A 14282-nucleotide genomic window follows, 5' to 3' on the forward strand; every position below is an offset into this window, starting at 1 on the left:
GGCCAGGAAGGTCGCCTGCGCACCGCCGGGATAGTGCGCGTAGCCCTCGCTGGCGACCACCGAGAGGTGCTTGAGCTGGATCTTGGCCGCCCACAACCCGCCGGGACGCCACGCCAACTCCAGGGACGTCGTCCTGCGCAGCATCCGGCCGTTGACCGGGCCGGGTGGGATCGGGGCAAGCCCGAGCCGCTGCCCGTGGGGACCGTTGACCCATTCGCGGAGTCGCTGATGCAGGAAGTCCTGCTGGGATCGAGCGAAGGCTTGGTCGTCGCCCTCTGCACGGTTGAGGCGGACCGCGAGCTGCACCGCCCGGTAGGCCGGTTCGAGCACCACCCATTTCTCCTCAACACCGCGCAGTCTCTGGCCCTTGATGAGCTTGCTGCCCAACTTGTACCGCTTGGTACCCCCGGACACGGTCACCGGTGGCAGCAGCGACGCGGGGGTCAACTCCTCCAGTTCGCTGGCCCGCATGCCGCTCAGGGCCGCCACCAACCCCCGACAAGCCGCCATCACGACGAACGCCAGCCCGCGCAACTCGTCCCCGGTGAGCGGCAACGTCCACGGCACCAGTGTCTGCTCATCGTCGGCTCGTGGGACCTGCACCGCGTCGCGCCCGAAGTTCCCGGCCGTGCCGACCTTCGCCACGGCCGCTTCCAGGATCGGTCGGACCACCTCGATCTGCTCGTCGGTGATGCGCGTGTAATGCGACGCCTCGTTCACCAGCCGCCCGATGTCCACACGCAGCAACGGATCGGTGGACGACCAGCCGCGCGTGACGCGGCGGGCAGCGTGGCGGGTCTCGTTGCGCGGCAGCGGGATCTGCTGGGCGACATAGCGATCCACGACTGCGGTCAGCGCTGCGCGTAGCCAGGGTGCGATCGTTCGTGGTCTCCTGCTGTCTCCGTTCATGCTGGTTTGCAGTAGCGTCTCGAACTCCTCGGCGACCAGCGGTCCAAGGGTTTCCACCAAGTACAACGCCGCCGCCACCGTCGGCTGCAACACCTCCTCCGGTATCGGCGGCGTGCTGTTGTGTGCCTGGGACTTCTTGCCGGCGACTTGGGCGATGGACTTTCCCTTCCACGGCACGAATCCCGGCCGGTATGCGTCCCGCGAGAACACCTCTCGATACGTCGCCAAACCTCTCACCGGCAACAGGACGCTGACCATGGTCGCTTCGGTGATCGGGCCGCCTCGCCGTTTGCTGGTGGGCAGGCGTTCCGAACGGATCTCCTTGTAGGCGTCGCAGTGCTCCTGCATCACCTCGACAAGGCTGGTCAAGCCCTGCCCGCTGACGAAGTTCATCCACCGCACCACCTCCTCGGTCATGTTGAACACCGACGCCGGCTTGTACTGGGTCCGCCGTGCGTCTGGAAGCGCGATGACCACCTCATGCTCGGGCACCATCAGCGCGAACACGTACTCCTTCGCGGTCAACCGCAGCGCGGGGTTGGTGATCGGGGTGAAATCCAAGCGTCGGACATTGCTCCGTGCGCTCCTGGGGAACTCCAGAATGTCCCGCAGATCCCACAGGTCCTCATCGAAGCGGGATCTCCGTCCGCCGGGCGCGACTGCCCAATTCGCGGCCTCGCACACGTCCACGCCCGCGAAGGGTGATCGGGCGGACCATTCGGCCGGAATCGGCCCTGCTGCCGATGTCAGGGCAAGTCGAGCTTTCACAGGGTTGTCTCCTCGGGGCGAAGCGGCAGTTCCGAGTCGGCGTCTTGGACTGCGCATGCCGCCGCGTCCAGCACCGTGTGGTCGAATCGCGGCAGGATCTCGTGGTTGAGCCGGTCGGCGTATGGGGCGAACACAGCCAGGAACTGGTCTACCGTCAGCCGCAGCGACTGGCGCGCGAAGTACGCCTTCAATCGCAGCAGGTTGGGCACGTGCCGGGGCAGGAACACCGCCAGCGGACAGAGCAGGCATACCCAAGGCCGCGCTGGACACGGCTTACCCGCTGGGCCGTGCACGCCCGCGTACTGGTTCGCGCACGCCGCGGTGAACATGTCCATCTCGCTGCTCAGCAGCGCCGCGACCTCACCTTCGTCCAAGCCGAACCGGGCGATCTCCTGCGGGTACTCGGCGGCAAAGGTGGCGGCCTGCTCGTCGGTCAACACGATGGGAGGGCGTGCCCGCCGCAGAATGTCGCCTTGAGCCTGCTCGATGATCGCCGCCGCCGATTCCTCCTGAGCAGGGGTCATCGCCGACACGTAGTGGCCGCCCTCCACTGCGGTGGAGTGGTTCGGGTCGATCCTCGTCCGCCCGGTCCAGCCACGGCGGGCCAACATGTTGTGATACGTCGTTCTGATCCGACTGGCGTGCAGCGCTATCTGCTCGCTGTTCTCCGTGGGGAGGTCGAGTTCGGCGGATATCTTGCGGCGGGCTTTGTTGCCGCCTTTCGGCGCCGCGGCCAGCGACATCACCGCCAGCCGGGAGGAGGGCTGACCGTCGCGTTTCTGGGTGTCCAGATACACCCAGAGGTCATCGGCGACCGATGCGGGCACGAAACTCCGCAGTGGTGCGGACAATTCCTTCCACGCCTGAAACAGGCGTATCGCGCGGGGCGACAGGGCCACACCCTCCGGCCCGCGCCGGCCCTTGAAGTACTCCAGCACCGCGGCCTCGTCACCCGTCCATGTGACGTCGTCGAGGCCCAGGTCCCGGATGCCGTCGGGCACCACGCCGGTGTAGACGCCGAACAACAACCTTGCGGCGGTGACCACCTCCACCGAGGGGTACATCGCGCTCCGCACGGCCACGAGCGGTTTGCTGCGGCCGTCGCGGAAGTAGTCGACCGACAGCGACAGCACCTTCGACGCCGCAGCGAGGTTCAGCGGGCCTTGCTGGGTAAACAGCCACGCGTAGTTCTGACGGTTCATGCCCTGGTTCGACGTGTCCGGGCCTAGTCCTTCATCAAGCGTGTCGGGTGGGTAAATCCGGCCGGAGATGGGACAAAGGCCTTATCCTGCTTGGGTTTGCGACTCCAACGCATCCCAGAAGGAAAGGCCTTTGTGGTGAAGACGATACCGCGTGACCAGAGTCGGCGGAACGCGGCACGCCGACGGCGGCGGGTAGCCGCGCGGCACCGATTGGCGGGAGGATGGGGTCAGCGGGCGGCGCCGATGTTCACCTCGGGGAAGATCACTTACGAGGTCGGTGGTTACCTGGAGGCCACCCCGTACGGTGGGCTCGCCGCGATGCACCGCCTGGTCACCAAGCTGGGTCTGGTCGATGCGATCAACGAGCGTGTTCACCTGTTGAAGCTCCATCTGCCCTACCACGAGTCCGATCACGTGCTGAACATCGCGTACAACGTGCTCACCGGCGGCACTCGCCTGGAAGACATCGAACGTCTTCGTCACGATGTGGCGTACATGAACGCCCTCGGCGCGGACCTGATCCCGGACCCGACCACGGCGGGCGACTTCTGCCGCCGCTTCGCCGAGGAGGACGTGGCGTCGCTGATGGACGCGGTCAACGCGGTCCGGCCGGCGTTGTGGCGCGGCCGGGGCCGGGACCTGCTCGCGCCCGTGGCCTACGTCGATGTGGACGGCACGATCGTGCCCACCAGCGGCTCGCGCAAGCAGGGCATGGACATCTCCTACAAGGGGATCTGGGGCTACGCACCGCTGATCGTCACGCTGGCCAACACCCGGGAGGTGCTGTACCTGGTCAACCGGCCCGGCAACGCCCCCAGCCACTGTGACGCCGCGGTCTGGATCGACAAGGCAATCGCGCTGGTCGCGCCGCACGCACCACGGGTCTGTCTACGCGGGGACACCGACTTCTCCCTGACCGCGCACCTGGACCGGTGGGCGCAGCGGGCCGACTTCGTCTTCGGCATGGACAACAACACCGCCCTGCGGCGCATCGCCGAGGGTCTGAAGGAGTCGGCGTGGTCGCGGCTGCACCGGCCGGCCCCCTATGAGCCCCGCACCGGAAAGCGGCGGGCCCGCCGGGATAACCACAAGCAGCAGATCGTCACCGAACGCGAATACCTCAACCTCCAGCTCAACCACGAGGACGTCGCGGTATTCGACTATCAGCCCCGCAAGTGCCACCGCGCCTACCGTGTCGTGGCGCTGCGCAAGAACATCAGCCGCACCCGTGGCGAAAACGTCCTCCTTGATGAGATCCGCTACTTCTTCTACATCACCACCTACACCGACAAGACCGCGGCCGAGATCGTGGCCCTGGCCAACGACCGCTGCGACCAGGAAAACATCATCGGCCAGCTCAAGTCCGGCATCAACGCCCTGCGCGTTCCGCTCTACGACCTGGCCAGCAACTGGGCCTACATGCTCATCGCCGCGCTCGCCTGGAACATCAAAGCCTGGTTCGCGATGACCATGCACCGCAAGACCGACCGCCACGACTACATCCGCATGGAATTCCGCCGCTTCTTCCACAGCGTCATCCTGATCCCCGCCATGATCACCCGCAGGGCACGCGGCATCACCGTGCGACTGGCCGGATACACCCCAGCCCTGGACCGACTCTTCAGCGCCTGGAACACCATCGAACGCACCCGCTTCGGCTAACTCACACCGGCCACCGGATCCCACACCCAACCGCCCCGCCTGAGCTGCGGCGGTGACCACGCCTGCCCGAACCCCGAAACCGGCACCCAACACCCAACCCGAGCACCACCACAACGGCCAAACCGACCCACCGCAACGCCGTCAACCACCCAACGCCACATCCCAAACCAACACCAACATGATCATCCAGGCTGCCGTCGCACCACCGGCACCAACTCGCTTATTTGAGGTCTAGTGGTCGTACTCGACGACATCGATCGAATGCCGTCACACAAAGTGCGCGAGATCTTCAATCTCGTGGAACGAACCGCACACCTACCCCAATTGATCTATGTAATGAGCTTTGACCGCCGCGTCATCGAACCCATCGTGGCGGACTCACGTGCTCCGAAGCGGCACAAGCGCCTTCAGCAGGTTGCGTTCGACCTCACCTGCACCCATCGGCGCCGACCCACCACCGCAGGCTAGATCGCTTGTCACCGGGTACGTTGAGGCCCTCACCCGCCGACGACAACTCGCTATGGATGTTCGCCCGTCCAGGGCACCTTAGAGCGAGGTAGCGCGTCCTCACACGCTCTAAGTGAAGAGTCTCTGCTGGTTTGTGAGAACTCTCGCCATCGCCTGATCCTCCGACGTCTGCCACAGTGCAGAGAGGCGGTGCAACACTCCGGTGAGGTCGGCCGGTCGCGCAGGTCGGCCAGCGTGCTTCGCATAGGGGCCGTCTGTTTCGAGCAAGACACGGTCACGGGGTAGGCGTTCGAGTAGATCTGCGACTTTCTTCGACTTGATCATGGCCGGGTTGATTGAGAACGAGAGGCCGGCCGCGAGCGCGTCGTCGACGGCGCCGAGCGGTCCGGTGTACCAGTGCAGGATCGCGGGCTGCTGCGCTTGAGCGAGGCGGGAGATGACTTCACGCTCGGCACCTCGGCTGTGCACGGTGACGGGTCTCGCGCGCAACTGAGGCTCAGCCAGGATCGCTTCGAATACGCGAAGTTGCTGGAAACGTGTGCTCGCTCCAGTTCGGCTGAAATCCAAGCCGATCTCTCCAACCCACCTGGTCTGCGGCAAGAGCCGGAAGAAACGCGCGAGGTCGTGCGGAGCCAGCGCGCCAGCGCGAAGCGGGTGATAACCCAATGCGATGTCGATGCCAGCCCGACGGCCGAGACGCGTTCGCAGCAATCGGTATCGGCCGGGATCTTCGGTGACCGCAACAACGTGAACACCTGCGGCAGATGCCTCATCGAGGACGGCCAGAGGGTTGTCGTAAGCGTCGATGTGGCAGTGGGTGTCTACCAGCCCGCTGGGTATCACGCCAAGGACTCCACGAGCTTCGCCAACTCGCCTTGCGCTCCCGCGGCAAGCCAGGCTCGGAGCTCGGTGATTCCGCGACGCCACACTCCAGTGAACTCCGCCCGCTCCCCGGCAGGGAGAGGGCCGTTGCGCAGGACGTCTCGATCGGGCCGGTCGGCGAACGTTCCGCTGATGACGGCTCGCAGGTCGGCTCCCCGCCGTCGACGACGGTCGAGGAGGGCCTCGTCGGTCAGGACGTCCCAGGCATACTCATCGCGGTCCCATCCGACGTGCGCCAGGGAGGCGCGGCGGATGAGGCAGGGGAAGCAGTATCCGCAGTTGCCCTGCCGGCGGCCGACGTAGCGCGCGGTCTCCGGATGCGAGCAGGAGACGCTCATCGGTGCAAGCCGCTGCAGCAGCGTTGGGTTTCGGGACTCGGCGAGTATTTCGCCCTTCGTGCGTAGCCGGTACGGGTTGAGGATCGGGTTGGTGACACCGACAGCTTTCGCCGCTGTACCGAGTTGAATCATGAAGTGCGGGTGGGTGGTGCGGGTGCTCGCGCTGCCCACCCGCGCCCGCGTTAGGGGGACGTTGATGCCGATGAAGCCGTTCTCCGGCACATAGACAGGAATGCCTGACCCCTCTGCGGCGGCGAGCGCCAAGGCCGCCGTCAGGAAAAGGAACGACCGGGAACGGGTGGTGTTCTCCCGCAGTCGCGGCAACGGGCGTGCTTGGTGACCGTTGGCAGGGGCAGGCCGGAGATACAAGCGGCGCAAGACGATGCGGTCATCGCCGTAGTGGGTGGCCAGTTCGTCGAAGAGGACTTGTTGCGCGGTCGATGCCTGGCCGCCCCTCGTGGTGGGACAGCATGCAGATGCGGCGCTGAGGGTCTTCTTCGAGCAGGTCCACGACTCCGCAGAGTGAATCGAGACCGCCGGAAAACAGACATACCCCATCGACATTGAGTCCGACGGGCTCGTCAGGGTGTGGCAGGCCAGCGAGAGGATGTTGCGCGGATGCGTAGGGGGTGATCGTCCAGTGGTCACCGGTTAGGAACGCCAACGTGCCGTCGAAGTCGGCGTTCTGCCAGGCCGAGGTGTCAGCGACGGGGAGGCGGAGGATGACGTCCCTGGTCCAGGAATCCGGTGTGTCGCGTCTGCGGGTCACTTTGTCCGCGCAGTAGACCGCCGCGCCCAAGAGCATGAGGTCGGCAGCCGCTCGGGGTGGGTGCCATCCGGCGAAGAACTCTGGGCCCGCATCGCCGGTCTGGATGGTGGCGCCAGGCCGGGCTGGAGCCCAGTCGAGCAGCCGTACGCCTTCGGGCTCGGCCACGGAGCTGGTCAGATCGGTGCGTATCAGGTAGTTGGTCATCACTCACCGTCATCCAAGCTCTGAAGGGTCTCGTAGGTGATCCGGACCGCGTCCTCGGCGATCTGTCGTCCCTGTGGGCCTGCCCAGTCCACGGTGAACGGATCATCGGGCAGGCGCAGCGTGACAAGGTCTTGGATGATTTGACGCATTTCCTCGTCGGCATGGCGGGCTGCCTGCGGATCGGTGATGCGGCTGAGCCGCTCGGCGACGACCGGCACCCGGTTGTAGACGTATTGAGACAGGAACGTCTCCAGGAGCGGCACGAGGTTCTCGCGTGAGACGCCAGCCTCGGCGGTGTCGGTCATCTCGTCCCAGGTGTCCGCGTCGGCGAAGACCTCGTCGAGTACTTCGCAGACGGCGTCCCGAGCGGCTTGGGAGTCGAGGTCGTTGCCGTCTCCGGCGACGTAAGTGATCAGCTCGTCGAGCACGTCGAATCGGGATCGGCCGACCAGGTTGGCTAGCCCCAGCGAGGTCAGGGTGGATCCGAGTCCGGCCTCGCCGACTCCCCCGAGTAGGGCGCCGAGTCGCTGGATGCCGGCTCGTCCGGCCCGAGCTCCGGACGTGGCGCCGGAGCTGCCACCGAGGACGGGAACGTGGCGCGCGAGGAGCCTACGAGCGTAGCCAGCCGTGTTGGGGGATCCCGTTCGGATGCCACGGACGTAAGAGGCAGCCGCGTGCTTCAGCGGTGTCCAGGCCCCGCCGCTGCCTGCTGTGCGGTCCGTCGAGGTGCCCACTAGCGTTCGCTGCGGTTCTGTGCTTCACGGGCCTTGGTGATCATCGTCTTCAGCTTGGAAACGTCGCTGTTCGCCCATCGTTCGAGCACTGCAGCCGCGGCGGGATCCGTCTTGGGCAGACGGATGACCGCGCGGCTGGCCCACTTGATCGGCACGGCGTTAGGCGGGATCCGCATGAGTGCTTCACAGACAGCCGTCAGGGTGTCCGGAGCGCGATCGACGAGTCGAGGACCGCGATGAAGGCCGGTCCGGCCGGGTGACGGCCGAGCGTGTCGAGCAGGGCCTCCAGCAATTCCAGGCGTTCGCCTTCGGGGAGTGCTGCGATGGAGTCACACGCGCTGAGTCGCATACCTTCTATGTCGGTTTGGACCTTCGCGAGCAGCTCCTGCAGGTGTTGCGGGAGGCGCGTCACGGCGACTCCGAGGGTGAGCTTGTCGCGGGAGTACGTGAAGTAGGGCCGCAGGTCGGTGTCCCCGAGTTCGGGAGGGAGCTGCAGCCAGGCGCGAATGTGGGGTTTCTCGGTCCATGCCCGGACATCGTCGGGGAGCTCAGGCGGCTCGGCGGTCTTTCCGTTGCCCGCGCCCACATTGCCTGCCTTCTGCTTCGCGGAGGACGACACGCGCCGGGCCTGAGCCGACCCAGTGTGCCGCGCGCCGTCCGAGGCCGGCCCCTCCGGCGCTGGCGATGCCGAGGCGGCCTTCTCCGCCAGGCGCAGCTTCGGGATCGCGCCGGCCGCTGCCAACTGCCAGTCGAACAGGCGCCGAAACTCGGTGATGTACTGCTCTTCCAGGGCCATCAGCTTGGCTAGGACAGGCAACTTCAGGTCGATGCCGCGCCGGTCGGCACTGCGGTGCTTGAGCATGAGATTGTTCAGGAAACGCTTTAGCTGCCTGGGGTTTCCGCGCAATCCGCTCCCGAGCACCTCCGCGACGCCTGCTGCCCAGTTCAGGTCGCGGACTAATTCGTCCGGCACCTTGTTGTCGAGTACGTCCGCGCACACTCCAAGGTTGAACGCGACCTGCAAGTTGCCAGATGCGCGCCGGAGCCGGGTCTGGGCGACCACTTTGCTGAACTGCTCTTCAGTCAGGTGGAGCTCGGCGAGCAGCAGGTTCATGTAGGTGTCGGCTTCGGGTGCCGACAGCTGCGGGATGGTGACCTTGAGCTGCAGCATTTTCTCCAGGTAGTTCGCACCCAGGCCAACGCCGTCCCGAACGAGCTCGGGGTACCGGGAGTCGATCGCGGATTCCACAACCGCCTGGTTGGCAGCGATCACGTAGGCCGTCTTGGAGGTGTTCACGAACAGCCTGATCGACTCGAAGGTGTCGACGACCGTCTCCGGCAGGCAGCGGTCGAGGTCGTCGATGAAGACCACAATGGCCTCGACGTCCGCCAAGTCCTCCACCAACCCCTCGAACTCCGTGCGAAACTGCCCAGCATCAGTGATCGGCTCGGTGTCCCGACTGGTCGGTGCCGAGTCGGCTGGCTTCGGATCTTGGAGGAGCTTCGCGCCCTCGGTGGCCGTCGCGCTGGCGCTCGCTTTGATCATGTCGAGGACGGCGGGGTCCATCGTCGGGTCGAGCCCCTGCGCGATCAACGGTGCGGCGGTCGGGACAACCGCCAACCCGCCGCGACCGATCCTGCGTCCCCAGCGTCCGAAGCCACGTGCCCACCTGCGCAGAACGAAGACTTTGTCCTGCTCCGGAGCGTCGTCGGCTATCCTGTCGCCGATCGCGTCGAGGATGGTCGTCATCAACGCGACCTTGACGTCGTCGTAGTCCTCGTATTGCCACGGGCTGAACGACACGCACAAGTATGGTGATTCTGATGCGTCGCCCCTACGGAACTGTTCAAGCTCCCGCCGGGCGATCGCCATCAGGCTGCTCTTGCCGGAGCCCCAATCGCCGAGCAAGCCGATCGTCAGCGGTAGAAGCCTGGGCTCGGTGACCGCGACGTATAGGGAGTCCACCAGGAAGTCGAACCCCAGCAGGTCGATGTCAGCCTCGCTGTCCGCCCACATCACCCGCTCCGATCTCTACACTGAGTTGGTCGTGCCTCGCTCTCCCGCAGCCTCCTGACCGAAAGCGGACCGAACGAGGATAGGTCGTCGGGCCGATGTGGGCCGCCATCTGGCGGGCGTGTCGCCCGATGTTCCGCCTCCTGACCAGGGGCGGAACACGTCGACGATCAACGAGGTCGCCAGACGTCGGCCGCCGCCCGCGCCTGGCCGGGCTGGTCAACCTGCGCCGCGACGGTCGACGCGTGCTCTACCGTGCCCGTTGCGGGCACGTGCGTCGCCTGCTCGCCGAGGTCATGAACGCCGCCGACCACCACCTGCACGGCATCCCGGACCACGACTGAAACAGATGGAGCGCGGCTCCGTGGGCGATGGCACCAGGATACCTTCGCGGATGTCCTTTCCGGACTATGACTAGTGGAGCAGGATGCCGAGCGCGCCGGCGGCGATGACGACGTAGGGTTCGCCGATTTTGAAGCACCACAACACTCCGAGCGTGACCAGCGCGATGGCGGCGGTGATCCAGTCGGTGACGGCTTGGCGGGTGAGTACGACGACGGCTCCGGACAGTGCGCCGGCCGCGGCGGCGGTCGCTCCGGAGACGAAGGATTTGACCTGCTTGTTGTCGCGGTGGCGGATGAACCACCGGCCGGGAATGACCACGGCGAGGTAGATCGGGGTGAAGATCGCGGCCGTGGCCACGATCGCGCCGGGCAGCCCGGCGACGAGGTAGCCGATGAACCCAGCGGTGATGACCACGGGGCCGGGGGTGATCAGTCCCATGGCGACGGCGTCGAGAAACTGGCCCTGGGTGAGCCAGTGGTGCTGGTCGACCACGCCGTCGCGTAGGAACGGCACGATCGCCAGGCCGGAGCCGAAAACCAGCGCTCCGGTCTTGAGGAAGAACAACCCCAGGGCGGTCAGGACGCCGCCGCCGGCGACCGCCCCCACCGCGCCGGCGGGCAGCGCGAAGGGGACGGAGCGCGACGGCGGCGCTTCGGAATCCGGTCCCGCCTTCTGCCGCCGGGGCCACCAGTGCGTCGGGCGGGCATCCAGGGCGATCATGAGAAGACCGGCGCCGATGATCACCGGTACCGGTTCGGAGCCGGTCGCTGCGGTGAGGACGAAGACGAGTGCGCTGATCGTCCACAACCGCCAGTCCCGCCGGTCGGTCATGCGGACGAGCTTGATCGCGGCGATCGTGATGATCGCCATTACGGCCGGGGCGATGCCGTAGAACAGCGACTGTACGACCGGCAGGCCGGCGTAGCTGGTGTAGAGAGCGCCGACGCCGACCACGATCAGGAACGACGGGGCGATGAACGCCGCCGCCACCGCGAGCGCACCGAGGGAGCCGCGCCGGAGGTAGCCGACCCACATCGCGACCTGGGCGGCCAGTGGGCCGGGCATGGTCTGCCCCAGGGCGACGCCGTCGAGGAAGTCCCTGCGGTCGATCCAGGCGCGCCGTTCGACCAGGTCGCGTTGCATGTAGCCGACGGTGGCGATCGGGCCGCCGAAGCCGATCGTGCCCAACCGCAGGAAGTAGCCCAGCACCCGCGCGAATCCCACCGGCGCGGGCGTGCGGGCGTTCGCGTCGGGGTCTGGCTGGGTCTCGCTTACACAAGGACTGTAACCACGGTTACATCCCGTGGCCAGGTGGGCCAGGAAGTGGGACGAGCCGATGGGCGTGGTCGAACAGGGCGTGTTCTGCCAGGCGGGCGGTGGCCAGGGCGGCGAGGGCGGTGGCGGCGAGCAGCATGTACATCACGACGATCTGGTAGCGGATCGCGGTGAGCGGGTCGACCCCGGCCAGGATCAGCCCGGTCATCGCGCCGGGCAGGCTGATCAGCCCGACGACCTTGGTCGAGTCGATAGCGGGCAGCAGCGCCGTGCGCAACGCGGAACGCTGGTGCGGCAGGAATGCCTCGCGGGCGGGCAGCCCGAGGCAGAGCCGGGCCTCGATGACCGGACGAGCCTGCTGGACGTCCTCGCGCAGCCGGCGGAGGGTGACCCCGGTGGCCTGCATCGCGCCGGAGACGATCATGCCGCCGATCGGCACCACCACACGGGCTTCGGCGGTGATCACGCCGAGAGCCAGCAGCGCGCCGAGGGTGATGACGCTGCCGGTGGCGACTCCGGCGGTGGCCGCCACGCGGGCGCGGGGCAGGCCGGTGCCGCGGTGGCCGGCGACCTGCCCGGCGACGAGGATCATGATGACGACCCAGGCGAACCCGCCGGGCAGCCCGGCGTGGGCGAAGATCACCAGCAGCAACGCGCCGACCGCGATCAGCTGCACCCCGGCGCGCGCGGACGCGATGATCAGCTCGCGAGTCAGGTGCAGGCGCTGCCGGTAAGCGACCGCCGCGGCGACGGCGACGAGGACCAGGGAAGCGGCGACACCGCCCCACCCCAGCTCGGCCAGTCCGGTCATCGCCCGGCCTCCAGGTAGTCGATCTCGTCGGGGTGCCCGTGCGCGATCAGGTGGCCGTGGTCGAGGACCAGCACGGTGTCGGCGATGCCGCGCACCACGGCGAGGTCGTGGCTGACCAGGACCACGGTCCCGCCTGCGGCGACGTGGTCGCGGGCGGCCTCGACGATCACGCCACTGCTCACGCCGTCCAGCGCGGAGGTGGGTTCGTCCAGCAACAGCACTTCAGGCTCGACGGCCAACGCTCGCGCCAGGCACACCCGTTGTGCCTCGCCGCCGGACAGCTCGCTGGTGCGGCGTTGTACGAACTCGACGGGCAACCCGACGCGCTGCAGCAGTTCCCGGATGCCGTGGTCACCGAGCTCGGACCGGCCGACGCGCAGGTCCTCGGCGACGCGGTCGGTGAGCAGGACGGGTTGTTGGGCGACAAGGCCGACGCGGCGGCGCAGGTCGAGCACGTCAAGCTCGGTGATGGGGATGCCGTCGAGCAGGATCCGGCCGCTGCTGGGGTCGTCCAGCCGGTTGAGCAGCCGCAGCAGGGTGGATTTGCCGGCCCCACTGGGACCGACGACCGCCGTGCAGTGGCCGCCGGGCAGGTGGGCGGTGATCGTGTCGAGCAGCCGGGTCTCGCCGCGGGTCACCATGACCTGGTCGAGGAGAAAGCCGCTGGTCGTGGTCATCCGGAGGCCGGAATCGGGGTGGGCGCGGCGAGCAGGGTGAGGGTGACCGCAGTGCCGCCGTCGGGGTGATTGGTCGCAGTGACCTGGCCGCCGTTGCGGCGGGCAAGGGCGGCGACGATGGCCAAGCCGAGGCCGGTGCCGCCGCTGGTGCGGGCGTCGTCGGCGCGGGTGAAGCGGTCGAAGGCGCGGGGCAGGAAACCGGGGTCGAAGCCTGGACCGTGGTCGCGGACCTCGACAGTCATCGCGTTCTGCGGCTGCGTTGTGGCGGCGAGCTGGACCGTGATGATGATCGGTGGCCGGCCGTGCTGCACGGCATTGTCGATCAGGTTGGCCATGGCGCGGTCGAGATCGTCCGCGTCGGTACGCACGGAGAGTCCCGGCGCGCAGTGCAGGGTCACGTCGTGCTCACCCATGCTGGTGCGGTAGCGGGCGATCACCGATTCCAGTACCGGCCGCACCTCGACGACCTCGGGCGAGCGGCCGGGGGTACTGGCCTGGTCGGTGCGGGCCAGCAGCAGGAGGTCTTGCGCCAGGCGGGACAGTCGCCCGGTTTCCTCCAGGGCCGAGCCGAGCGCGGCGGTCAGCTCTCGTGCGCCGCGGGGCCGGCGCAACGCGAGTTCGAGTTCGGTGGTCCAGGCGGGAGATCTCGTCTCGCGCGGCGGGCACGGGCAGGCGCTGGTCCGGTGCTTCGGCAGTGATCGTGGCGGCGCGGGCACGCATCCGCTCCACCGGGCGCAATGCGGCGGCGGCCAGCAGGTACGCCCCGACGGCGGCTGCCAGCAGCACCAGCGGGAACCCGATCAGCAGTTCCTGCCGCAGGTCTGCCACCGCGGCATCCCGGTCGGAGAGGGTGACCGCGACGACCGCGATCCGGCTGCCATCGCCAGTGGCGGTGGCGCCGATGCGCACCGGGCCGTCCAACGTGCCGGCCGTGGCGTGATCCACCAGGAGCCGGCCGTGCTGGGCTGAGGCCAGCTCCGCCGGGGCCAGCAGCGGCCAGTCCGGCACCTCCGGCGAGGCGGCGACGAGGCGGCCGGTCAGGTCGAGCACCTGTTCGCCGGTGTCCCGGCTGACCCCGGACAGCACCGGCGTGGCCGTGGCCGCGATCGGCTGGAGGTCGCTCAGCCGGTAGGTCAGTGCTTCGGTGATCGAGGCGTCCAGCGAGGACCGGGTGTGGGCAACGGTCGCGAATCCGACGCCGAGCAGCACCAGTGCCATCAGCAT

The 14282-nt window shown here is 67.6% G+C and carries 14 protein-coding genes and 1 pseudogene; 2 read left to right on the forward strand and 13 right to left on the reverse strand.

What is annotated here, in order from left to right; translation table 11 throughout:
* Both VJT49_RS18715 and VJT49_RS18720 read right to left on the reverse strand, forming a co-directional pair.
* The coding region (locus VJT49_RS18715; protein ID WP_324166134.1) for a hypothetical protein at positions 1-1470 on the reverse strand (1470 nt) is incomplete at its 3' end.
* Positions 1471-1673: 203 nt separating this feature from the next.
* Positions 1674-2879, reverse strand: a complete 1206-nt coding sequence (locus tag VJT49_RS18720) for a hypothetical protein (protein WP_324166135.1) — start codon at positions 2877-2879, stop codon at positions 1674-1676.
* Between the two features lie 144 nt (positions 2880-3023).
* Between VJT49_RS18720 and VJT49_RS18725 the strand changes: the two genes are divergently transcribed.
* Positions 3024-4541 (forward strand): IS1380 family transposase, encoded by a 1518-nt coding sequence (locus VJT49_RS18725; protein ID WP_414636023.1) that lies wholly within the window; start codon positions 3024-3026, stop codon positions 4539-4541.
* Positions 4542-4775: 234 nt separating this feature from the next.
* Positions 4776-5009 carry a P-loop NTPase fold protein gene (locus VJT49_RS35315; RefSeq protein WP_414636021.1) on the forward strand — a complete coding sequence of 78 codons (234 nt, stop codon included), beginning with the start codon at positions 4776-4778 and terminating at the stop codon, positions 5007-5009.
* 108 nt (positions 5010-5117) lie between these two features.
* Here the strand turns inward: VJT49_RS35315 and VJT49_RS18730 are convergent, their stop codons facing one another.
* From VJT49_RS18730 to VJT49_RS18780, 11 genes and pseudogenes are all read right to left on the reverse strand, one after another.
* Positions 5118-5852 carry a TatD family hydrolase gene (locus VJT49_RS18730; RefSeq protein WP_324166137.1) on the reverse strand — a complete coding sequence of 245 codons (735 nt, stop codon included), beginning with the start codon at positions 5850-5852 and terminating at the stop codon, positions 5118-5120.
* Positions 5849-6553 (reverse strand): hypothetical protein, encoded by a 705-nt coding sequence (locus VJT49_RS18735; protein ID WP_324166138.1) that lies wholly within the window; start codon positions 6551-6553, stop codon positions 5849-5851. The genes VJT49_RS18730 and VJT49_RS18735 overlap by 4 nt, the downstream gene beginning before the upstream one ends.
* Before the next feature lie 64 nt (positions 6554-6617).
* On the reverse strand, positions 6618-7202 hold the full coding sequence (locus tag VJT49_RS18740; protein WP_324166139.1) for a hypothetical protein: 585 nt from the start codon (positions 7200-7202) through the stop codon (positions 6618-6620).
* Complete coding sequence (locus VJT49_RS18745; protein ID WP_324166140.1) at positions 7202-7630, reverse strand: hypothetical protein; 429 nt, start codon at positions 7628-7630, stop codon at positions 7202-7204. The genes VJT49_RS18740 and VJT49_RS18745 overlap by 1 nt, the downstream gene beginning before the upstream one ends.
* 305 nt (positions 7631-7935) lie before the next feature.
* Complete coding sequence (locus VJT49_RS18750) at positions 7936-8091, reverse strand: hypothetical protein (RefSeq protein ID WP_324166141.1); 156 nt, start codon at positions 8089-8091, stop codon at positions 7936-7938.
* A gap of 41 nt (positions 8092-8132) precedes the next feature.
* Positions 8133-9953, reverse strand: a complete 1821-nt coding sequence (locus VJT49_RS18755; protein ID WP_324166142.1) for a KAP family P-loop NTPase fold protein — start codon at positions 9951-9953, stop codon at positions 8133-8135.
* Positions 9954-10364: 411 nt separating this feature from the next.
* Positions 10365-11519: a chromate efflux transporter gene (gene chrA, locus VJT49_RS18760; protein ID WP_324166143.1), complete on the reverse strand. Its 1155-nt coding sequence runs from the start codon at positions 11517-11519 to the stop codon at positions 10365-10367.
* 70 nt (positions 11520-11589) lie between these two features.
* Positions 11590-12381 (reverse strand): ABC transporter permease, encoded by a 792-nt coding sequence (locus tag VJT49_RS18765; RefSeq protein WP_324166144.1) that lies wholly within the window; start codon positions 12379-12381, stop codon positions 11590-11592.
* On the reverse strand, positions 12378-13058 hold the full coding sequence (locus VJT49_RS18770) for an ABC transporter ATP-binding protein (protein WP_324166145.1): 681 nt from the start codon (positions 13056-13058) through the stop codon (positions 12378-12380). Before VJT49_RS18770 ends, VJT49_RS18765 begins: the two co-directional genes overlap by 4 nt.
* A complete protein-coding gene (locus VJT49_RS18775; RefSeq protein ID WP_324166146.1) occupies positions 13055-13516 on the reverse strand; it encodes a sensor histidine kinase in 462 nt (153 codons plus the stop codon). Before VJT49_RS18775 ends, VJT49_RS18770 begins: the two co-directional genes overlap by 4 nt.
* A pseudogene (locus tag VJT49_RS18780) lies at positions 13464-14282 on the reverse strand (hypothetical protein); the annotation flags it as partial. The gene VJT49_RS18775 and the pseudogene VJT49_RS18780, both read right to left, overlap by 53 nt.

This window comes from Amycolatopsis sp., assembly GCF_035276945.1.
In the GTDB taxonomy this organism is placed as follows: Bacteria; Actinomycetota; Actinomycetes; order Mycobacteriales; family Pseudonocardiaceae; genus Amycolatopsis_E.

Coding starts and splice junctions, on each gene's coding strand:
- VJT49_RS18720 (WP_324166135.1), bottom strand. CDS start 2,879: ATGAACCGTCAGAACTACGCGTGGCTGTTTACCCAGCAAGGCCCGCTG.
- VJT49_RS18740 (WP_324166139.1), bottom strand. CDS start 7,202: ATGACCAACTACCTGATACGCACCGATCTGACCAGCTCCGTGGCCGAG.
- VJT49_RS18755 (WP_324166142.1), bottom strand. CDS start 9,953: ATGTGGGCGGACAGCGAGGCTGACATCGACCTGCTGGGGTTCGACTTC.
- VJT49_RS18765 (WP_324166144.1), bottom strand. CDS start 12,381: ATGACCGGACTGGCCGAGCTGGGGTGGGGCGGTGTCGCCGCTTCCCTG.
- VJT49_RS18770 (WP_324166145.1), bottom strand. CDS start 13,058: ATGACCACGACCAGCGGCTTTCTCCTCGACCAGGTCATGGTGACCCGC.